Annotated in this window: 17 protein-coding genes and 1 tRNA gene; 11 read left to right on the forward strand and 7 right to left on the reverse strand. The window is 65.3% G+C overall.

Annotation, left to right across the window (positions count from 1 at the left end; translation table 11 throughout):
* Positions 1 to 104: 104 nt before the first annotated feature.
* A complete protein-coding gene (locus CDE01S_RS11445; protein WP_245636164.1) occupies positions 105 to 2,720 on the forward strand; it encodes a DUF349 domain-containing protein in 2,616 nt (871 codons plus the stop codon).
* Positions 2,721 to 2,765: 45 nt separating this feature from the next.
* Here CDE01S_RS11445 and CDE01S_RS11450 read toward each other — a convergent pair whose 3' ends face one another.
* From CDE01S_RS11450 to CDE01S_RS11475, 6 genes are all read right to left on the reverse strand, one after another.
* Positions 2,766 to 3,560: a M90 family metallopeptidase gene (locus CDE01S_RS11450; protein WP_066707348.1), complete on the reverse strand. Its 795-nt coding sequence runs from the start codon at positions 3,558 to 3,560 to the stop codon at positions 2,766 to 2,768.
* Positions 3,561 to 3,562: 2 nt separating this feature from the next.
* Positions 3,563 to 4,366, reverse strand: a complete 804-nt coding sequence (locus CDE01S_RS11455; protein ID WP_066707350.1) for a UDP-2,3-diacylglucosamine diphosphatase — start codon at positions 4,364 to 4,366, stop codon at positions 3,563 to 3,565.
* Positions 4,367 to 4,378: 12 nt separating this feature from the next.
* Positions 4,379 to 4,888: a peptidylprolyl isomerase gene (locus CDE01S_RS11460; RefSeq protein WP_066707352.1), complete on the reverse strand. Its 510-nt coding sequence runs from the start codon at positions 4,886 to 4,888 to the stop codon at positions 4,379 to 4,381.
* Between the two features lie 12 nt (positions 4,889 to 4,900).
* Positions 4,901 to 5,485 carry a peptidylprolyl isomerase gene (locus CDE01S_RS11465; RefSeq protein ID WP_066707354.1) on the reverse strand — a complete coding sequence of 195 codons (585 nt, stop codon included), beginning with the start codon at positions 5,483 to 5,485 and terminating at the stop codon, positions 4,901 to 4,903.
* Positions 5,482 to 6,720, reverse strand: coding sequence for a L,D-transpeptidase family protein (locus CDE01S_RS11470; RefSeq protein ID WP_066707358.1), 1,239 nt, complete (start codon positions 6,718 to 6,720; stop codon positions 5,482 to 5,484). The genes CDE01S_RS11465 and CDE01S_RS11470 overlap by 4 nt, the downstream gene beginning before the upstream one ends.
* 61 nt (positions 6,721 to 6,781) lie before the next feature.
* Positions 6,782 to 7,816 carry a nuclear transport factor 2 family protein gene (locus CDE01S_RS11475; RefSeq protein WP_066707361.1) on the reverse strand — a complete coding sequence of 345 codons (1,035 nt, stop codon included), beginning with the start codon at positions 7,814 to 7,816 and terminating at the stop codon, positions 6,782 to 6,784.
* 126 nt (positions 7,817 to 7,942) lie between these two features.
* On the opposite strand from CDE01S_RS11475, the gene cysS reads away from it, so the two are divergent.
* The 7 genes from cysS to CDE01S_RS11510 all read left to right on the forward strand — a co-directional run bounded on the left by cysS (position 7,943) and on the right by CDE01S_RS11510 (position 14,686).
* Positions 7,943 to 9,319 (forward strand): cysteine--tRNA ligase, encoded by a 1,377-nt coding sequence (gene cysS, locus CDE01S_RS11480; protein WP_066707364.1) that lies wholly within the window; start codon positions 7,943 to 7,945, stop codon positions 9,317 to 9,319.
* A 45-nt stretch (positions 9,320 to 9,364) separates the two neighbouring features.
* Entirely contained in the window at positions 9,365 to 10,015 is a 651-nt protein-coding gene (locus CDE01S_RS11485; RefSeq protein WP_066707366.1) for a DNA-3-methyladenine glycosylase family protein, read from the forward strand.
* A 75-nt stretch (positions 10,016 to 10,090) separates the two neighbouring features.
* Positions 10,091 to 11,068 carry an acetyl-CoA carboxylase carboxyltransferase subunit alpha gene (locus tag CDE01S_RS11490; protein WP_066707368.1) on the forward strand — a complete coding sequence of 326 codons (978 nt, stop codon included), beginning with the start codon at positions 10,091 to 10,093 and terminating at the stop codon, positions 11,066 to 11,068.
* A 36-nt stretch (positions 11,069 to 11,104) separates the two neighbouring features.
* On the forward strand, positions 11,105 to 12,055 hold the full coding sequence (gene tilS, locus CDE01S_RS11495) for a tRNA lysidine(34) synthetase TilS (RefSeq protein WP_066707370.1): 951 nt from the start codon (positions 11,105 to 11,107) through the stop codon (positions 12,053 to 12,055).
* 102 nt (positions 12,056 to 12,157) lie between these two features.
* The gene (locus CDE01S_RS11500; RefSeq protein WP_066707372.1) at positions 12,158 to 13,426 is read left to right on the forward strand and encodes an aspartate kinase; all 1,269 of its coding nucleotides are present in this window, start codon (positions 12,158 to 12,160) and stop codon (positions 13,424 to 13,426) included.
* Positions 13,427 to 13,465: 39 nt separating this feature from the next.
* Positions 13,466 to 13,558 (forward strand) — tRNA-Ser (locus CDE01S_RS11505).
* A 72-nt stretch (positions 13,559 to 13,630) separates the two neighbouring features.
* Positions 13,631 to 14,686 (forward strand): GGDEF domain-containing protein, encoded by a 1,056-nt coding sequence (locus tag CDE01S_RS11510; protein ID WP_157077110.1) that lies wholly within the window; start codon positions 13,631 to 13,633, stop codon positions 14,684 to 14,686.
* A gap of 33 nt (positions 14,687 to 14,719) precedes the next feature.
* Here CDE01S_RS11510 and CDE01S_RS11515 read toward each other — a convergent pair whose 3' ends face one another.
* Positions 14,720 to 15,121 (reverse strand): RNA-binding S4 domain-containing protein, encoded by a 402-nt coding sequence (locus tag CDE01S_RS11515; RefSeq protein WP_066707378.1) that lies wholly within the window; start codon positions 15,119 to 15,121, stop codon positions 14,720 to 14,722.
* 60 nt (positions 15,122 to 15,181) lie between these two features.
* Between CDE01S_RS11515 and CDE01S_RS11520 the strand changes: the two genes are divergently transcribed.
* The 3 genes from CDE01S_RS11520 to CDE01S_RS11530 all read left to right on the forward strand — a co-directional run bounded on the left by CDE01S_RS11520 (position 15,182) and on the right by CDE01S_RS11530 (position 18,919).
* On the forward strand, positions 15,182 to 16,648 hold the full coding sequence (locus CDE01S_RS11520; RefSeq protein WP_066707381.1) for a sigma-54 interaction domain-containing protein: 1,467 nt from the start codon (positions 15,182 to 15,184) through the stop codon (positions 16,646 to 16,648).
* A gap of 152 nt (positions 16,649 to 16,800) precedes the next feature.
* A complete protein-coding gene (locus CDE01S_RS11525; RefSeq protein ID WP_066707388.1) occupies positions 16,801 to 18,000 on the forward strand; it encodes a substrate-binding domain-containing protein in 1,200 nt (399 codons plus the stop codon).
* A 154-nt stretch (positions 18,001 to 18,154) separates the two neighbouring features.
* Positions 18,155 to 18,919 (forward strand): ABC transporter ATP-binding protein, encoded by a 765-nt coding sequence (locus CDE01S_RS11530; RefSeq protein ID WP_066707391.1) that lies wholly within the window; start codon positions 18,155 to 18,157, stop codon positions 18,917 to 18,919.
* Positions 18,920 to 18,931 lie beyond the last annotated feature (12 nt).

The following is an 18,931-nucleotide window of genomic DNA, read 5'->3' on the forward strand; positions in this document are numbered from 1 at the left end:
CAAAAACATGCGCCAGGCATGAAGCGCAACGCCGTTCGGGGCGACAATACGCGGCTGAACCCATTCCGATCCACCTTGCTGCCGAGCTCACCGTGAACTCCTCCGTGCCTGCCAAACCGACCGACCTCCAACAACTTGATGCCCTCACCGGTGGCGCTTTCTCCGCGGCCACCTCCGGCGAGCGCGCGGCGCGCGTGCGCGAGTGGCTGGCCAGCGAGCCCGAGCCTGAACAGCTGCAAGTGGTCTTCAAGGAACTCAGCGTGAAGGACAAGGGCGCGGCCAAACTGCTGCGTGAACGGCTGGACGACATCCGCCGTGCCAAGGGGCAGGAGGCGATGGCTGCCGAGTGGGCGGGCAAGGCGCAGGCGCTGCTCGAGGCCGGCAAGCTCAATATTGCCGACGCCCTGGCCTGGCAGCGCGATGCCGCCAAGGCGGGTGCGCCGTTGAGCCGTGAACCCTTGGCCGGCCTCAAGGTGCAACTGGCCGAGCGGGTCAAGGTGATTGAAGATCTGCAGCATCGCGTGCAGGTGCAGCGCGAGGCCGCCGTGCTGCTGGCCCAGCGCATCGAGGTGTTGTCCACCAAGTCGTGGAAGGACGCCCAGGCTGCGGCCGATGCCTTGCGTGCCGACGTGACCAGCTGGCAGGAGCAGGCCGCGGCCTTGCCGGGGGATGCCAACTGGTCCAGCGTTGATGCGCGTTTCCCGCCCCAACTGGAAACCTCGCGCGGGCAACTGACGCTGGTGTGGGAAGCATTCAGTGCTGCGCTGGCGCAGGCCGTGGCAGCGGCGGCCGATCCGGCGCAGGCCTTGCCGCAGGTGCCGGTGTGGGCCGACGAGCTGCGCCAGGCGCGCGGCCTGCCGCCGGAAGCGGCGCCGCAGCCGGCCAAACCCAAGGTTGACCCTCAAATCCGTGCCCAAGCCACGTCGGCTGTGCGCGAGGCGCTCTCAAAATTGGAGCAGGAAGTGGCCGAAGGCCATGGCAAGGCCAGCACCGGTGCGGCCGCCAACCTGCGCCAGGCGCTCAAGGAGCATGGCCGCCATATCGATGACGCGCTCGACAAGCAGGTTCATGCAGCGCTTGCTGCGGCCGGCGAACTCGAAGGCTGGCAGCGCTGGCGCGCCGACCAGCTGCGCGAGGAACTGGTGGGCAAGGCCGAGGCCTTGCTGAACCGCCCCGAGGGCCAGACGCTGGGTGGGCGCAAGATGCAGGAAACCCTGCGCGCCCTGCGCGATCAGTGGAAGCAGACCGACCAGGGCGGTGTGCCCAACCATGCCTTGTGGAAACGCTTTGACGAAGCCTGCAACCAGGCGCACAAGGTGGTCGAGGCCTGGCTGGACAAGGTGCGGGCCGAGGCGGCCGAGCACCGGGCCAAGCGGCTCGCGCTGGTCGAGGAACTCAAGGCCTGGGCGACCGCCAACACGACCGCGGCTGGCAACGACTGGAAAGGTTTCAGCCGCGAGCTGCATCAGTTCGCCGAGCGCTGGCGCGAAGCCGGCCACCTGAGCGAAAAGGCCTTTGCCGAGTTGCAGCCGCTGTGGAAAGCCGCCATGGCAGCGGCCAGTGCGCCGCTGGAAGCGGTGCAAAAGGCCAGCCAGCAGCGCCGCCAGGCCATGATCGAGGAGGCGGCGGTGCTGGGCGCAGCGCCCGTGTTGCGCATCGATGCCGTCAAGGCCTTGCAGCAGCGCTGGCAGGCCGAAGCCCATGCCGTGCCGATGGAGCGCCGTCATGAGCAAAAACTGTGGGATGCCTTCCGCAAGCCGATTGACGAAGCCTTCAACCGCAAGACGGCCGAACGCGAGAAGGTCTCCAGCGCCATGAGCGAGCGCGACCGCCAGGTGATGGAGGCGGCCAAGGCCTTGGAAGCCGCCAATGCCGGTGGCGACGCGCAGACCATCCGTGCCGCCATGAACGCGTTGGAGAATGCCCTGCGGGCCTCCGAAAGTGCACCGGTTGCAGAGGAAAAACAGGCTCAAGCGCCAGTGGAATCTGCGCCGACTGCTACAGAAACAGGAGCGGATGAAGCGCCGGCCGAAGCCGTCGCACCTGCCGCCGAACCGCCCAAGCCGCGCAAGCCGCGCAAGCCCGTGGTGGCGGTGCGCGGTGACGACCGTCCCGGCATGAAAAAGGCCGAGCCCGCCGCACCGGCAGGCCGTGGCCGGCCCGGCGAGCGGCGCGAGGGCGGCCGTCGCGATGAGCGGGGCTTCGACCGTGGCGCGGAACGCGGTGGCCGGCGTGAACCTCGCGAGTCCTACCGTGAGCAGCCGCGTCTGGGCGATGCCGCTTTCCGTGCCCAGCGCGAGGCGCTGGAGCATGCCCAACTGGCGTTGAAGAAGCTGGCGGCGCAGGCGCATGGCGAGTCGCTGACGCACCTGCTCGCTGCCTGGGAACAGCGCGATGCCAGCCAGTTGCCGACCGTACAGGAGCTGGGCAGCCGCGTCACGCCGGCGGTGCGCACCTTGTGGAGCCAGGCCTTGTCGGCAGCGCCTTCCGGCGAGGCTGCCACCGCCTTGCTGCGGCTGGAGATTGCCGCCGAGGTGCCGACACCGGCCGCGGCGCTGGAGGCCCGCCGTGCCCTGCAGCTGCAGTTGCTCACCAAGCGCAATGACCCGGCGCCGGTGCAGACCTGGGGCCAGGATGCGGCGCGTGTGCTGGGTTCGGCCTTCGAGGCTGAACAGGCGCGGCGCCTGCAGAACACCCTGAAGGTCTTGTTGCGTCGCTGATCGGCCTGACGCGCTGCCTGGTGGCGGCCTCTGGAGGTGCTGCCTTCAGGCGCCGGGCCGGTAGAAGGCGTCAAACAAGGGCAGCAGTGCGACAAAGTCTTGCGCGAACTGCGGGCGGTTGACGAAATACGCTTCGCTGGCCACGGCAAAGAACTCGTCGATGGCCTCGGCGCCATAAGGGTCGAGCCAGGGTGGCGGTGCGCCGAAGCGCTCGGCCCGGATGACCTGTTCGCGGAAGTCTTCAAAGCCGGCCTGCAGCGTGGCCAACCAGTGGTCGCGTGCCTGGCGTGCACTGCTGATGCCGAGGAAACCGGCAGGCAGGGGCGGGCAGCCATCGGGCTGGCCATCGCGCAAGTCGAGCTTGTGCACGAACTCGTGGATGACCACGTTGTAGCCGCGCTCGCTGGAGGCGGCTGCCACGTCCTGCCAGCTCAGCATCACCGGGCCGCCCTGCATGGCCTCGCCGGCCAGCACTTCGTCGTAGTGGTGCACCACGCCGTCCTCGTCCATCACTTCGCGCTGCGCCAGCACTTCGTCCGGGTGCACCACGATGCCGACGAAGTCGTCGTACCAGTCCAGCGGCTGGCGGCCGGCGCCGAAGTACAGCACCGGCAGGCAGGCCTGGGCGGCAATCGCCACCGCCATGGCATCCGTAATGACCAGTCCCTGGGCGCCGTGGAATTCCTTGTTGGCCAGGAAGCCGGCACTGAGCTCGCGCAGGCGCTGCTGTTCGGCGGGGAGGCCTGTTGCAAGAAACGGGTAGTCGGTCAGGGTGGCTTGCCACAGCGCATCCGGAATGTCGCGGGGCGTGCCGGCCAGGCGCCGCAGCCAGCCCCACATGGTCAGACCGCCTGTTGGGCCGGCAGGCGCTGGACCTGCACGGTCCCGGCGCCCCGCTGCAGGCGCAGCACTTCGGCGCGTGGCGGTGTGCTGCCGGCATCCCAGTCGCTCAGCACGCGCCGGCGCAGGCCGTCACCGAAGGCGTGGTCTGCCGGCTTGTGGGTGTGACCGTGGATCAGTTCGCGTGCCTGGGCCGCTTGTAGCCAGGCTGTTGCGGCGGCGGCATCCACATCAGCGTAGAGGGCGCCGCTGCGCTTGCGGGCCTCGCTTTCGGTGCGCAGGCCGCGTGCGATGGCACGGCGCTCTGCCAGCGGCTTGGCCAGAAAGGCCTGTTGCCATTCGGCGCTGCGTACCTGGGCCCGGAATTGCAGGTAGTCGGTGTCGTCCAGGCACAGGGCGTCACCATGTGAGAGCAGCCAACGCTGTCCGCCGAAGGCCAGCACGGTGGGGTCGGCCAAGAGGTCAAGACCGCAGGCCTGGGCAAACACGTTGCCGAGAAGGAAGTCGCGGTTGCCGTGCATGAGGAACACGGCGCGACGCTGGGCGGTGGTGCGCAGGATGTGAACGCAGCCGGCCTCGAAACGGGCCTCGTCGTCGGCGTTAGCCGGGCCGTCATCGCCGACCCAGACCTCGAACAGGTCGCCCAGGATGAACACAGCATCGGCGTGGGTGTGCGCCATGTAATGTTCCCAGGCCTGCACGGTGGCGGGCTCGCCGGCCTGCAGGTGCAGGTCGGAAATGAAATCGACCACCTGCCAGGCCGCAGGAGCGGTGAGCTCCGCGATCCGGGGGGTGGTCGGGTTCATGCGGGCGGGGGATCAGGCCAGAGCGGTGGCCTTCTCGATCACCACATCCTCTTTCGGCACATCGCCGTGGTAGCCCTTCTGGCCGGTCTTGACGGCGGCGATCTTGTCGACCACGTCGGTACCGGCAACCACCTTGCCGAACACGGCATAACCCCAGCCTTGGGCAGAAGGGGCCGTGTGGTTGAGGAAGCCGTTGTCGGCCACGTTGATGAAGAACTGCGACGAGGCCGAGTGCGGGTCGTTGGTACGGGCCATGGCAATGGTGTACTTGTCGTTCTTCAGGCCGTTGTTGGCCTCGTTCTCGATCGGCTTGTCGGTCGGCTTCTGGTTCATGCCGGGCTCGAAGCCGCCGCCCTGGATCATGAAGCCGGGGATGACACGGTGGAAGATGGTGCCGTTGAAGTGGCCCTTGTTCACGTAGGCCAGAAAGTTTTCGACGGTCTTCGGTGCCTTGGCGGCGTCGAGTTCAAGCGTGATGGTGCCGAGGCCGGCGATCTGGAGTTCGACTTGAGGATTGCTCATGATGATGCTTTCTTATTTCAGCAGGGTCGCCGACTTGATGAGGATGGGGGTGAGCGGTACGTTCTGGTGCATGCCCTTGTTGCCGGTGGGGCTGGTACGGATCTTGTCGACCACGTCCATGCCGGACACCACCTTGCCGAACACGGCATAACCATAACCGTCGGGCATGGGGGCATTGAGGCCGCGGTTGTCGACCACGTTGATGAAGAACTGTGCCGTGGCGGAATTCGGGTTGCCGGTACGTGCCATGGCGATGGTGCCGCGGTCGTTCTTCAGGCCGTTGTTGGCCTCCAGCGGAATCGGCTCGCGCGTCGGCTTTTGCTGCATGTCAGGCGTGAAGCCGCCGCCCTGGATCATGAAGCCGTCCATCACGCGGTGGAAGATGGTGCCTTCGTACTGACGCTCGGCCACGTACTGCAGGAAGTTGGCCACGGTCCTGGGGGCCTTGTCCGGGTAGAGCTCAAGCACGATGTCGCCGGCGCTGGTGGCCAGCGCAACGCGCGGCGCCGACTGGGCGCTGGCCGTGCCATGCAGCAGCACGGCTGCGGCGCTGGCCAGGAAAAGACGGCGCAGGAGGGAGGAGGGCTGGGAGGTCATCCGAGGTTGCCTTCGTAAAAAATCTTCCACTGGCTGCCTTCGCGGATCCAGTACTGTCGTTTGGTCGGGCCGGTGCGCGTGCCGTCGGGCACCTCGCCAAAGGTCACGACCATGGTGTCGGCGGCATCGGTCCAGCGCAGGTAGGACAGGTCCTTCAGCTGGATCGGCCGGCCCTTGACGCGATCGACCTCGCTGCGCAGGGACGGTGCCCATTCGCGCAGGGACTTGCCGTTGCTGTTGAAGTCGGCGGTATAGAAGCTCAGCAGCTGATCGATGTTGCCGCTGGACTTGGCATTGCGCCAGGCGGTCAGGGCTTCCTCAAAGGGTTTGCTCTGGGCGCGGGTGCTGTGCGGTGCCACCCAGTCAAGCTTGTGCGAGATCACCACCGGCGTGGTGCGGACTTCGACCGTGCGGATGAGGCGGTCCAGATCGGGGTTGGCCAGCACGACGCAGCCGTCAGAGGCCAGCGGTGGGCGCGAGAACTGGTTGGGCGGCGTGCCGTGCAGCCAGATGCCGCGGCCGGTCTTGCCGCGCTTGCTGTCCAGCACATTGGGGTAGTTGATCGGCAGGGCACCCGTGCCGTAGAAGTCGCGCAGCGACTTGGGGTCGAGGTTGCTGGTGATGAAATACACGCCCAGCGGTGTGCGTGCATCGCCTTCGACCGCCTTCTCGATGCCGGATTTGCCGACCGAGATGTAGTAGTCGGCCACCAGGTTCAGGCCACGCTCGCTGTTCTCGAACAGGTACAGGCGCGAACGCGAGGCGTCCACGGCAATGGCGTGCTTGTTGCGCGGCGACAGGGCCAGGAACTGCGAGGGGATGGTGCCGGCCGGCGGCCGCTCGCGCAGGGCCTTGAGGCGCATCTGCGATTCGTCGCGCAGCTCGGCCAGGCTGGTGCTGTGGGCCAGGATTTCGGGCACATCACCGAACTTGCGCAGGGCCCGCGTGCGCGCTGTCAGCAGATCACCATAGACCAGCTGGGCCAGCTGGAAGTTGGGATAGTCGCGCACCAGGCTCTCGGCGCGAGCCAGCGCTTCGCGTGTCTTGCCATGGCCGGTCAGGCGGTAGACCTCGATCAGCCGGGCCTCGGCCACGCCATCGTTGGTGACGGTGTTGCGGGCAGCAGGGGCGGCGGCATTGGGTTTCTGGCTTTTTTTGCCGGGGTCGGCGCTCGCCGGCGCTGTGAACAGGCCGGTGGCAGCAATGAGCAAAAACGCTAAAAATCCTTGGGTCATGTCAGTTCAAAAGCAATGTGGGGAGCCCCGTCGGTATTCCTGTGGGACACGGATCATGGCTTCAGGTTCCCGTTGATTCCCTGACAATCAGCCAGCGCTCGCCCGATTTGACCAGATCGAGCGTCTTGCGGCTGGAAACCGCCAGTGCGTCAGCCTTGTAGTCCTGGCGGAATTTTGCCACTGCCTTGGTGCCATTGACACTCACGCTCAGGTTTTCCAGCTTGACGCTGATGGTCGACTTGCCGGTGATGCGCTGGCGTCGTTCGCTTTCCCAGCTGCTGCGCGACAGTTTGCCCGGCGGATCGAACTCCTTGCCATAGGCGCCGAGGTAGGCGTTCATGTCCTTGTTGGCCCAGGCCTTGGCCCAGGCGCGCACGGCGGCTTCCACATCCTTGGCGGCGTGGTCGGCCGTCACCGGCTTGGCTGCCGGGACCGGGGCTGCCGGTGCGGCGGGGGCTGCTGCCACCACGGCCGGCTTGGGTGTGGGTGCCGCGGCCGGCGCCGGGGCGGCGGGTGCCGGTGGTGTGGCCTGGGGGGCTGCCGGGGCCGGGGTGACGGGGCGCTGGCCCTTGGCGGCAGGGTCGAACAGTTCGCGGATCAAGGCCAGCTTGGGCTGGGCCGTGGCACCGCCGCTGTCGAGCTGCAGGGCCTTGTTGTAGGCCTGGCTGGCCAGTTTGGCATAGACGTCACCCAGGTTTTCGTGCGCGGTCGAGTAGCTCGGGTTGGTGCGGATCGCCATCTCCAGCGCGGCGCGCGCCTTGTCGTACTGGCCCTGGCCCGCATAGAGCACGGCCAGGTTGTTGTAGGGTTCGGGCAGCTCGGGGTAGTCCTCGGTCAGCTTGGTGAACGTGGCGATGGCGTCATTGGTCTTGCCGGTTTCGCGCTGGATCACGCCCTTGATGAAGCGCATCTGCGGGTCGCGCGGCTTGGCGGCCAGGTACTGGTCGGCCTTGGTCTGGGCCTCGGCCAGCTTGCCCGCTGCGACCAGCTTGTTGACGTCGCCGTATTCATCGGCATGCACGGACGGGAGGGCCAGACAGCCTGCCAATGCAAGCAGCCGGAGAAGGTGAGAAAGTTTGGCGCTACCGTGCTTCATAAATCGTGGATGGGTGCAAGCCCGTGTCGGATGACAAATCGCGGGGCTTTATACTGCGCTGGATTGTAGCCTTGCCAACGTTTCCGACCGGTTGCGCCGGTCGTTTGGCCCGCTTTAGAAATATTCATGAGTTTGCGCATTTACAACACGCTGTCGCGTGCGCTGGAACCTTTTACCCCGATCGAGCCCGGCCATGTCCGCATGTACGTCTGCGGCATGACGGTCTACGACCTGTGCCACCTGGGCCACGCCCGTGCCATGGTGGCGTTCGACGTGGTGCAGCGCTGGCTGAAAAACAGCGGCTACCGCGTGACCTATGTGCGCAACGTCACCGACATCGACGACAAGATCATCAAACGCGCGCTGGACAACGGCGAGACCATCCGCTCGCTGACCGACCGCATGGTCGATGCCCTGCACCAGGACGCCGACGCGCTGGGCATCGAGCGTCCGACGCATGAGCCGCGCGCCACCGAGTACGTGCCGCAGATGCTGAGCTTGATCGGCACGCTGGCGCAAAAGGGGCTGGCCTACCAGGCCGGCAACGGCGACGTGAACTATGCCGTTCGCAAGTTCCCCGGCTACGGCAAGTTGTCCGGCAAGTCGCTCGACGAGTTGCGTGCCGGCGAGCGCGTGGCGGTGCTGGACGGCAAGGACGACCCACTGGACTTCGTGCTGTGGAAGTCGGCCAAGCCGACCGAGCCGGCCGAGGCCAAGTGGGACAGCGCCTACGGCCCCGGCCGTCCGGGCTGGCACATCGAGTGCTCGGCCATGAGTTGCGAGATGCTGGGCGAGAGCTTCGATATCCACGGCGGCGGCGCCGACCTGCAGTTTCCGCACCATGAGAACGAGATCGCCCAGAGCGAAGGCGCCACCGGCAAGACCCTGGCCCGGGTCTGGATGCACAACGGCTTCGTGCGCGTGGACAACGAAAAGATGTCCAAGTCGCTGGGCAACTTCTTCACCATCCGTGAGATCCTGGCCAAGTACGACCCGGAGACGGTGCGCTTTTTCATCATCCGCGCGCACTACCGCAGCCCGCTGAACTACAGCGACGCCCACCTGGACGACGCCCGCGGCGCGCTCAAGCGCCTGTACACCGCCTTGCACAGTGTCAAGCCGGCCACGGTGGCCATCGACTGGCTCAATCCGTACGCCGCGCGTTTCAAGTCCGCCATGGACGAGGATTTCGGCACGCCCGAGGCGATGGCGGTGCTGTTCGAGTTGGCCACGGAAGTGAACAAGACCGGCTCCGCCCAAACGGCCGGCCTGCTCAAGGCGCTGGGCGGCTGCCTGGGTCTGCTGCAGGACGACCCGGAAAAATTCCTCAAGGCCGGCTCCAGCCTGGACGAGACGGCGATCCGCGCCCTGATCGAGCAGCGGGCCGCGGCCAAGCAGGCCAAGAATTTTGCCGAGGCCGACCGCGTCCGCAACGAACTGCTGGCGCAAGGCATCGTGCTGAAGGACTCGCCCACCGGCACCACCTGGGAGGCGGCGCAGTGAAGGCCGACATGATGGTTTTTTTCGTCGAATCCCGAAAGGCGTGATGTGGCAGCGACCAAAAGCATAGCGCCCAAGATCTTCACGCCCGACTACTGGGACGAGGCCTGCAAGCACCTGATGAAAAAGGACCGGGTGATGAAGCGGCTCATCCCGCAGCATGGCGACGCCTGCCTGCAGACCCGGGGCGACGCCTTCACCACGCTGGCGCGTTCCATCGTGGGCCAGCAGATTTCGGTCAAGGCGGCGCAGACGGTGTGGGAGCGTTTTGTCGCGTTGCCGAAAAAGATGACACCGGCCAATGTGCTCAAGCTCAAGGTCGACGACATGCGCGCGGCGGGTTTGAGTGCGCGCAAGGTGGAGTACCTGGTGGACCTGGCGCTGCACTTCGACAACGGCGCGGTGCAGGTGGCCGACTGGGCGGGCATGGACGACGAGGCCATCATTGCCGAGCTGGTGGACATTCGCGGCATCGGCCGCTGGACGGCCGAGATGTTCCTGATCTTCCACCTGATGCGGCCCAATGTGCTGCCGCTGGACGATGTGGGCCTGATCAACGGCATCAGCCACAACTATTTTTCCGGCGAAGCCGTGAGCCGCAGCGATGCGCGCGAAGTGGCCGCGGCCTGGGCTCCCTATTGCAGCGTGGCAACTTGGTATATTTGGCGCTCCCTCGACCCCGTGCCGGTGGAGTATTAGCCGTTGGACCGACCGGCGCCTGCCTGGATGCAGGTCCCGCCCCAGGTGCCAACGCAGAGAACAAGGAGTTAGTCGATGGCGAAAAAAACATTCCTCGATTTCGAGCAGCCGATTGCCGAACTCGAAGCCAAGATTGAAGAGTTGCGCTATGTGCAGAACGAGTCGGCGGTGGACATCACCGAAGAAATCGACCAGCTGAGCAAGAAGAGCCAGCAGCTGACCAAGGACGTCTACAGCAACCTGACACCCTGGCAGATCACCAAGATCGCGCGCCACCCCGAGCGCCCCTACACGCTGGATTACGTCAATGAGCTGTTCACCGACTTCGTCGAGCTGCACGGCGACCGCCACTTTGCCGATGACCTGAGCATCGTCGGCGGCCTGGCGCGCTTCAACGGCAACGCCTGCATGGTGATCGGCCAGCAGAAAGGGCGCGACACCAAGGAGCGCGGCATGCGCAACTTCGGCATGAGCAAGCCCGAGGGCTACCGCAAGGCGCTGCGCCTGATGAAAACGGCCGAGAAATTCAAGCTGCCGGTGTTCACCTTCGTCGACACGCCCGGTGCCTACCCCGGCATCGACGCCGAGGAGCGCGGCCAGTCGGAAGCCATCGGCCGCAACATCTTCGAGATGGCGCAGCTGGAAGTGCCCATCATCACCACCATCATCGGCGAAGGCGGCTCCGGTGGCGCGCTGGCCATCTCGGTGGGCGACCAGGTGCTGATGCTGCAGTACTCGGTCTATTCCGTCATCAGCCCCGAGGGCTGTGCCTCCATCCTGTGGAAGACCGCGGACAAGGCGCAGGAAGCCGCCGAAGCCCTGGGCATCACCGCCCACCGCCTCAAGGCCCTGGGTCTGATCGACAAGATCGTCAATGAGCCGGTCGGCGGCGCGCACCGCGACCACAAGCAGATGGCGGCCTTTCTCAAGCGCGCCCTGGGCGAGGCCTATCGCCAGGTTGCCGACCTCAAGGCCAAGGAGTTGCTGGAGCGTCGCTACGAGCGCCTGCAGAGCTATGGCCGTTTCACCGACACCAAGACCAGCGGCAAGTAAGTCCGCCGGCCCTGCGCACGGGGCGGAGGCCATCTGATGGGCAAGACGCTGGCGCAAGCCATGGCCGAGTTCGAGCCCGGCTTGCCGCTGGCGGTGGCCTACAGCGGCGGCGCCGACTCCACCGCACTGCTGCTGGCCTGTGCCGAGAAGTGGCCGGGCCGGGTCTGCGCTTTCCACGTCCACCACGGACTGCAGGCGGCGGCCGACGCCTTTGAACAACACTGCCGCGAGTTCTGCGCACGTCTGGGCGTGCCATTGCGGGTGTGCCGGGTCGATGCTCGCCATGCCCCGGGAGAGAGCCCGGAGGCGGCAGCGCGCCACGCGCGTTACGAGGCTTTTCAAGGTCTGGCCCAAGAGGATGCTGCGCCGGGTGCTATTGAAAACATAGCAGTTGCGCAGCAGGCCGATGACCAGGTCGAGACCCTGCTGCTGGCGCTGAGCCGCGGTGCCGGGCTGCCGGGCCTGAGTGCCATGCCGGCGCAATGGGCGCGCGATGGCCTGCGCTACCACCGGCCGTTGCTTGATGTGCCCGGAGCCGAGCTGCGCGACTGGCTGCGTGCGCGGGGTGTGGCCTGGGTCGAGGACCCGACCAACGCCGACGAACAGTTCACGCGCAACCGCATCCGAGCGCGCCTGCTGCCGGCCCTGGCTGTCGCCTTTCCTCAGTTCCGCGACACCTTCGCCCGCAGTGCGGCCCATGCCGCCGAGGCGCAACGGCTACTGGACGAGCTGGCGGTCGACGACCTGACACACATCGGCCTGCCGCCGCAGATCGCCCGCCTGCAGACCTTGAGCCGGGCGCGTCAGGCCAATGTGCTGCGCCACTGGTTGCGCCGTGCGCATGCCACGGTGCCCAGTGCGGCCCAGCTGCAGGAGCTGCTGGACCAGGTGGCCGCCTGCACCACGCGCGGCCACCGCATCCGCCTCAAGGTCGGCACGGGCTTTGTCGAGCGACAGGGTGCCGTGCTGGCTTGGTACAATCCCTAGGTTTTGCTCGCAGGTGCGTCACCGGGGCAGGGCGCACACCTGTGTTGACACCGGCAAGCCGCAGCGCGCTGCGCAGGCCAAGCCACCAATCCGACTAATTCAATGGCATTGATCGTTCACAAATACGGCGGCACGTCGATGGGCTCCACCGAGCGCATCCGCAATGTCGCCAAACGCGTCGCCAAATGGGCGCGCGCCGGCCACCAGATGGTGGTGGTGCCCTCGGCCATGAGCGGCGAGACCAACCGCCTGCTGGGCCTGGCCAAGGAGCTGGCGCCTGCCAAGGCGAATGAGGCCACCAATCGCGAACTCGACATGTTGGCCGCCACCGGCGAGCAGGCCTCGAGCGCTTTGCTGGCCATCGCCTTGCAGGCCGAAGGCATGGAGTCGGTCAGCTACGCTGGCTGGCAGGTACCGATCATGACCAACAGCGCCTACACCAAGGCGCGCATCGAGTCGATCGACGACAAGCGCGTGCGCGCCGACCTGGCCGCCGGCAAGGTTGTGATCGTCACCGGCTTCCAGGGGCTGGACGAGCAGGGCAACATCACCACGCTGGGGCGGGGTGGCTCCGACACCTCGGCCGTGGCCGTGGCTGCGGCCATGAAGGCCGACGAGTGCCTGATCTACACCGACGTTGACGGCGTCTACACCACCGACCCGCGCGTGGTGCCGGAAGCACGTCGTTTGCAGACCGTGAGCTTCGAGGAGATGCTCGAGATGGCCTCCATGGGCTCCAAGGTGCTGCAGATCCGTTCGGTCGAATTCGCCGGCAAGTACAAGGTGCCGCTGCGTGTGCTCTCCAGCTTCACGCCCTGGGATATTGACCTCGCTGAGGAAGCCAAGTCTGGCACGTTGATCACTTTTGAGGAAGACGAAAAAATGGAACAAGCCATTGTTTCCGGCATTGCATTCAACCGCGACGAAGCCAAGATTTCCGTCGTCGGCGTGCCCGACAAGCCGGGCATCGCGTACCAGATTCTGGGTGCCGTGGCCGATGCCAACATCGAAGTTGACATGATCATCCAGAACATCAGCAAGGATGGCAAGACCGACTTCAGCTTCACCGTCAACCGCAACGACTATGCGCGTGCGATCGACCTGCTCAAGGACAAGGTGGTGCCGAGCCTTGGCGCGCAGGACGTCCTGGGCGACACCAAGATCTGCAAGGTATCGATCGTCGGCATCGGCATGCGCAGCCATGTCGGCATTGCTAGCAAGATGTTCCGTTGCCTGAGCGAAGAAGGCATCAACATCCAGATGATTTCCACCAGCGAAATCAAGACTTCTGTCGTGATCGACGAGAAGTACATGGAGCTGGCCGTGCGTGCGCTGCACAAGGCATTCGATCTGGATCAGCCGAAGGCGTGAAATTGCATTGAAGTCGTGCGATAATCTCGCCTGACTTTAGGAAACGTGACCGAGTGGCCGAAGGTGCTCCCCTGCTAAGGGAGTATGGGGTGTAGAGCCTCATCGAGGGTTCGAATCCCTCCGTTTCCGCCAATAACAAGCCCCGCCTCGTGCGGGGCTTTGTTTTTTAGCTTTGCCTTGATGGGCCACCGCTAGAATCGCCCGGTGACATCGTCCGCCATTCCCACCCCCAGACCTTTGTACAGCCCGTCGGCCCAGGCGGCGATCGCCGCCGCCATGGCGCGCGTCGCCTTGCTGGCCGCTGGGGTCGACTGCATCTATTTCCTGTTCTTTCTGGTGGTGGATTCACCCTGGCTGGCCTGGATCAACGTGCTGAGCGTGGCCCTGTATGCCGCAGCCTACCGGCTGGCACAACAGCAGAAGCTGCGCGGCGGCGCCTTGCTGATCTGGCTGGAGGCGTTTGTGCATGCCGTGGTCGGCACGTTGATGACCGGTTGGGACAGCGGTTTCCACTACCTGTTGCTGATGTTCATCCCCTCGGTCATCCTGACCAACTCGCGTCGTCAGTCGCTCGCGTTTGTCGTGGCCTTGCTGGTGTTTCTGGTCACGCTGGATTTCCTGTCGCGCGGCCTCGGACCGCTGGCGCCGCTGTCAGCCACCGCCCTGATAGCGCTGAAGTGGCTGAACATCACGATCTTCATCTTCATGTTCTCCTCGCTGTCGATCTATTACCGGCGCAAGATCGTTCAGGCCGAGCGCTCCTTGCATGCCCAGGCGACGCAGGATGCCCTGACCGGCCTGCACAACCGGCGCCATTTCCAGTTGGTGGCCGAGCAGGAGCTGGTCCGCTGCCAGCGCACCGGCAGCAAGGCCTGCCTGCTCATGATGGACATTGATTTCTTCAAGACGATCAATGACACCTATGGCCATGAGACCGGCGACCATGTGCTGATTTCGGTGGCCCGCACGCTCAAGCAAGGCGCACGCGCGATGGACACACTGGCACGCTGGGGCGGCGAAGAGTTCATTCTGCTGATGCCGGATGTCGATGCCGAGGAGGCGCTGGTCGTGGCTGAGCGTTTCCGCCAGGCGGTGGAACAGACCCCCATCGTCTTTTCCTCCGGCGAGATTCTCTGCACCTTGTCGTTCGGCGTGACACAACTGGAACGCGGTGAGCCGCTGGGGGCGGCCGTGGGTCGTGCCGACCGCGCGCTCTACCGCAGCAAGGTGGACGGCAAGAACCGCGTCAGCCACGAGTGAACGGCGGGGCGATTCAGCCCGGGCCGGAAGCCATCATTCGATGGAGGCACTCCAGCGTGCATCCCAGGCATTCTGCATCTGGCGCCGGTCGCGCTTGGTGGGGCGGCCGTGTTCGATGCTCAGTGCCGGCTCGGCGGCAACACGTCGCTGCTCTGCTGCCGCGGTCCGTGCCAGCCGGCTGGCTTCGGTTTCCTCGTAGAGCTGTTGCGCCACTGGCGCCGGACCGCGCTGGTTGCTGATGCCCAGGACCTGCACCGTGCGCGTGACGGGGCCCTGGCGCATGGCGACGAGATCACCGGCACGCACCTCGCGTGACGGCTTGGCCACCTGCCCATTGACCAGCACGCGGCCTTTGCCGATTTCCTCACAGGCCAGCGAACGCGTCTTGTAGAAGCGGGCGGCCCACAGCCATTTGTCGATGCGCAGTTGTTCCATGTCAGCTTGCTGCGGCGGGTCTTCACAGGGCCGCCGTGAGGTCCACTGTACCATTGGCACATGGAAAAAACGGACACCTTGCCGCGTGATGCCCAGAGCATTCTGGAGCTGGCGGCGCGCTCCATGTTCGACCTGTTTGCCAACGCCAGCGAAGGCATGCTGCTGGTGGACCGGCAGGGCAAGGTGGTCTGGATCAACGAGCAGTACAAACGCTTCCTGCCGGCGCTCGGGTTCGAACGTGTGGAGGATTTTGTCGGCCATCCGGTGGCCAGCGTGGTGCAGAACACGCAGATGCACCACGTGATCGAGAGCGGCAAGCCGATCCTGATCGACCTGCTGAGCAACCGTGCCGGTACCTTTGGCGTCAGCCGCATTCCGCTGCGCGATAGCTCGGGCGAGGTCATCGGTGCCTTGGGCATCGTGCTGTTCGACCACCCCGAGACCAATCTGCAACCATTGATCACCAAGTTTGCCGCCCTGCAGCGCGAACTCGACGACGCCCGCCGCGAGCTGGCCAGCCAGCGCAGCGGGCAGCGTCAGGCCAAGTACACCTTTGCCAGTTTCGTCGGTGCCAGCCCGGCGGTGGTGGAGGTCAAACGACTGGCGCGCCGTGCCGCGCAGTCCAGCAGCACCGTGCTGTTGCTGGGCGAGACCGGCACCGGCAAGGAGTTGCTGGCGCATGCCATCCATGCGGTGTCGGCCCGTGCAACCAAGCCGTTCGTCAGCGTCAACATCGCGGCCGTGCCCGACACCCTGCTGGAGGCGGAGTTCTTCGGTGTGGCGCCCGGCGCCTACACCGGTGCCGAGCGCAAGGGACGCGATGGCAAGCTCAAGCTGGCCGACGGTGGCACGCTGTTCCTGGATGAAATCGGTGACATGCCGCTGGGGCTGCAGTCCAAGCTCTTGCGCGCCTTGCAGGAAGGCGAGTTCGAGCCGCTGGGCTCCAACCAGCTGATGCGTTTCGATGCCAAGGTGATTGCCGCCACCTCGCGCGACCTCGGGCGTCTGGTGCGCGAAGGCAAATTCCGCGAGGACCTGTACTACCGTTTGAATGTGCTGCCGATCCGGGTGCCGCCGCTGCGTGAGCGCCGCGCAGACATCCCGGCACTGGCGGAGGCACTGGGCGAAGACATTGCCTTGCGCAGCGGCCTGCCGCAGCCTGAGTTGACGGCCGATGCCATGGACCTGTTGTCGGCGCAGGTCTGGCGCGGCAATGTGCGTGAATTGCGCAATGTGCTGGAGCAGGCCGCCATGCTGGGCGACTCCCACCGCATCGACCGGGCGCAGATCGAGAAGGTGTTGCGCGAGACCGGCATCGAACAACTGGAGCCGGTGCTGACCGAAGGCACGCAGCAGGCTTGCGCGTCCACACCGATCCGCCCGTTGGCCGAGCAGGTGGCGCAACTCGAGCGCACTGCCATTGCCGCCGCCATGACGGCCAGTGGCGGCAACAAGGTGGCCGCAGCGAAACTTCTGGGTATCTCCCGTGCCACCCTGTACGGGCGGCTCGATTCGGCTGTCCGATAATTGAACAAATGTCTTTTATGTAGACAAATAATTGTCTGAATTTCAGGCAAATTCTATTGAGGCTCCCAGGAAAGTCAATCAAATCAAGTACTTGGCGATTGGCATGATCTGTGCTGAGATGCACTGTTCGCACACATAACAAGGAGACATCCATGCAACGACGCACCTGGGTTGCCCGGGCCGGTCTGATGACCGCGACCATGGCCGCCACACTCTTCGCCGGTACGGTTTTCGCGCAGGGCAAGGACATCCGCATTGCCCACATCTACAGCAAGACCGGTGCCCTGGAGGCCTATGGCAAGCAGACCCAGACCGGTTTCATGATGGGACTGGACTACGCCACCGGCGGCACCATGGCGGTCGCTGGCCGCAAGATCGTGGTGATCGAGAAGGACGACCAAGGCAAGCCCGACCTCGGCAAGAGCCTGCTGGCCGCCGCCTACGGCGACGACAAGGTGGATCTGGCGGTCGGCCCCACGGCTTCGCCGGTGGCACTGGCCATGCTGCCGGTGGCCGAGGAGTACAAGAAGATCCTTCTGGTGGAGCCGGCCGTGGCCGATTCCATCACCGGCGACAAGTGGAACAAGTACATCTTCCGTACCGGCCGCAACAGCAGCCAGGACGCCATCGCCAACGCCGTGGCGCTGGACAAGGACGGCGTGAGCATCGTCACCATGGCACAGGACTCGGCTTTCGGCCGTGATGGCGTCAAGGCCTTCAAGGAAGCGCTGAAGAAGGCCAAGCTGGTGCACGAGGAGTACCTGCCGCCGGCTACGACCGACTTCACCGCCGGCGGCCAGCGCATGATCGACAAGCTCAAGGGCCTGCCGGGCCGCAAGGTGATCTTCATCATCTGGGCCGGCGGCAACCCCTTCAAGATCGCCGACATGGACCTCAAGCGCCACGGCATCGAGATCGCCACCGGGGGCAACATCCTGCCGGCCATGACGGCCTACAAGCAGTTCCCCGGCATGGAGGGCGCAGCCTACTACTACTTCGGCATTCCGAAGAACCCGGTCAACGAAGCCCTGGTGTCCATGCACTACAAGCAGTTCAAGGCCCCGCCGGACTTCTTCACTGCGGGTGGTTTCAGCGCCGCCATGGCCGTGGTCACGGCACTGAAGAAGACCAATGGCGACACCGCCACCAACACGCTGATCAAGGCGATGGAAGGCATGAGCTTCGACACCCCCAAGGGCAAGATGACGTTCCGCAAGGAAGACCACCAGGCCATGCAGAGCATGTACCACTTCAAGATCAAGGTGGACCCGGCCTTTGCCTGGGGCGTGCCTGAACTCGTGCGCGAGATCAAGGCGGAAGAGATGGCTATCCCCATCCGCAACAAACGGTAATTGAGTGCTCGGCTACTGCGCGCGCCGATGGCGGCGTTGCGCAGTGCTCGAAATCCTCACGTACTGCAAGTACGTTCCGGTTTCTGCGCGCTGTGCGCCTTGCCCTCGGCGCGCTCGCTACGCCGCTCCCTCAATTCCTTCTCCATTCTTCAACATGCTTGAAACTCGGGATCTCACGATCCGCTTCGGCGGGCACGTGGCGGTCAATGCCGTCTCGTGCCGCTTTGCACCGGGCACGCTGACGGCCATCGTCGGCCCCAATGGCGCTGGCAAGACCACCTACTTCAACCTGATCTCGGGCCAGTTGCCGGCCAGCGAGGGGGCGGTGCTGCTGAATGGGGAAGACCTGTCGCCCCTGCCGGCCTCGGCCCGCACGCGTGCCGGCCTGGGGCGTGCCTTTCAGTTGACCAACCTGTTCCCGAACCTGAGCGTGCTGGAGAACGTGCGCCTGGCAGTGCAGGCCTCACTGGACGGGCCGCACCGTCGTGGGCTGAACCTGTGGAGCATCTGGAGTGATCACGCGCGTCTGACCGAGCGGGCCCATGCCATCCTCGAATCGGTGGCGATGGCACGCCAGCAGGATGCGCCGGTGGCCAGCCTGCCGCACGGCGACCAGCGCAAGCTGGAAGTGGCGCTGCTGATGGCGCTGGACCCGCAGGTCTACATGTTTGATGAACCCACGGCGGGCATGAGCCATGACGAGGCGCCGGTGATCCTGAACCTGATCCGTGCGCTCAAACAGGACAAGTCCAAGACCATCCTGCTGGTGGAGCACAAGATGGACGTGGTGCGCGAGCTGGCCGACCGCATCATCGTGCTGCACAACGGCACGCTGGTGGCCGACGGCGAACCAGCGGCCGTGATTGCCTCGCCAGTAGTACAGGAAGCCTATCTGGGCATTGCCAAGGAGCCCGCATGAGCCCGCGCACAG

The organism is Curvibacter delicatus NBRC 14919 (assembly GCF_001592265.1).
Classification (GTDB): Bacteria; Pseudomonadota; Gammaproteobacteria; order Burkholderiales; family Burkholderiaceae_C; genus Hylemonella; species Hylemonella delicata.

Excerpts from the sequence above, each read along its gene's own strand:
- CDE01S_RS11450 (WP_066707348.1), bottom strand. The coding sequence starts at position 3,560 with ATGTGGGGCTGGCTGCGGCGCCTGGCCGGCACGCCCCGCGACATTCCG.
- CDE01S_RS11455 (WP_066707350.1), bottom strand. The coding sequence starts at position 4,366 with ATGAACCCGACCACCCCCCGGATCGCGGAGCTCACCGCTCCTGCGGCC.
- CDE01S_RS11460 (WP_066707352.1), bottom strand. The coding sequence starts at position 4,888 with ATGAGCAATCCTCAAGTCGAACTCCAGATCGCCGGCCTCGGCACCATC.
- CDE01S_RS11465 (WP_066707354.1), bottom strand. The coding sequence starts at position 5,485 with ATGACCTCCCAGCCCTCCTCCCTCCTGCGCCGTCTTTTCCTGGCCAGC.
- CDE01S_RS11470 (WP_066707358.1), bottom strand. The coding sequence starts at position 6,720 with ATGACCCAAGGATTTTTAGCGTTTTTGCTCATTGCTGCCACCGGCCTG.
- CDE01S_RS11475 (WP_066707361.1), bottom strand. The coding sequence starts at position 7,816 with ATGAAGCACGGTAGCGCCAAACTTTCTCACCTTCTCCGGCTGCTTGCA.
- cysS (WP_066707364.1), top strand. The coding sequence starts at position 7,943 with ATGAGTTTGCGCATTTACAACACGCTGTCGCGTGCGCTGGAACCTTTT.
- CDE01S_RS11490 (WP_066707368.1), top strand. The coding sequence starts at position 10,091 with ATGGCGAAAAAAACATTCCTCGATTTCGAGCAGCCGATTGCCGAACTC.
- tilS (WP_066707370.1), top strand. The coding sequence starts at position 11,105 with ATGGGCAAGACGCTGGCGCAAGCCATGGCCGAGTTCGAGCCCGGCTTG.
- CDE01S_RS11500 (WP_066707372.1), top strand. The coding sequence starts at position 12,158 with ATGGCATTGATCGTTCACAAATACGGCGGCACGTCGATGGGCTCCACC.
- CDE01S_RS11515 (WP_066707378.1), bottom strand. The coding sequence starts at position 15,121 with ATGGAACAACTGCGCATCGACAAATGGCTGTGGGCCGCCCGCTTCTAC.
- CDE01S_RS11520 (WP_066707381.1), top strand. The coding sequence starts at position 15,182 with ATGGAAAAAACGGACACCTTGCCGCGTGATGCCCAGAGCATTCTGGAG.
- CDE01S_RS11525 (WP_066707388.1), top strand. The coding sequence starts at position 16,801 with ATGCAACGACGCACCTGGGTTGCCCGGGCCGGTCTGATGACCGCGACC.
- CDE01S_RS11530 (WP_066707391.1), top strand. The coding sequence starts at position 18,155 with ATGCTTGAAACTCGGGATCTCACGATCCGCTTCGGCGGGCACGTGGCG.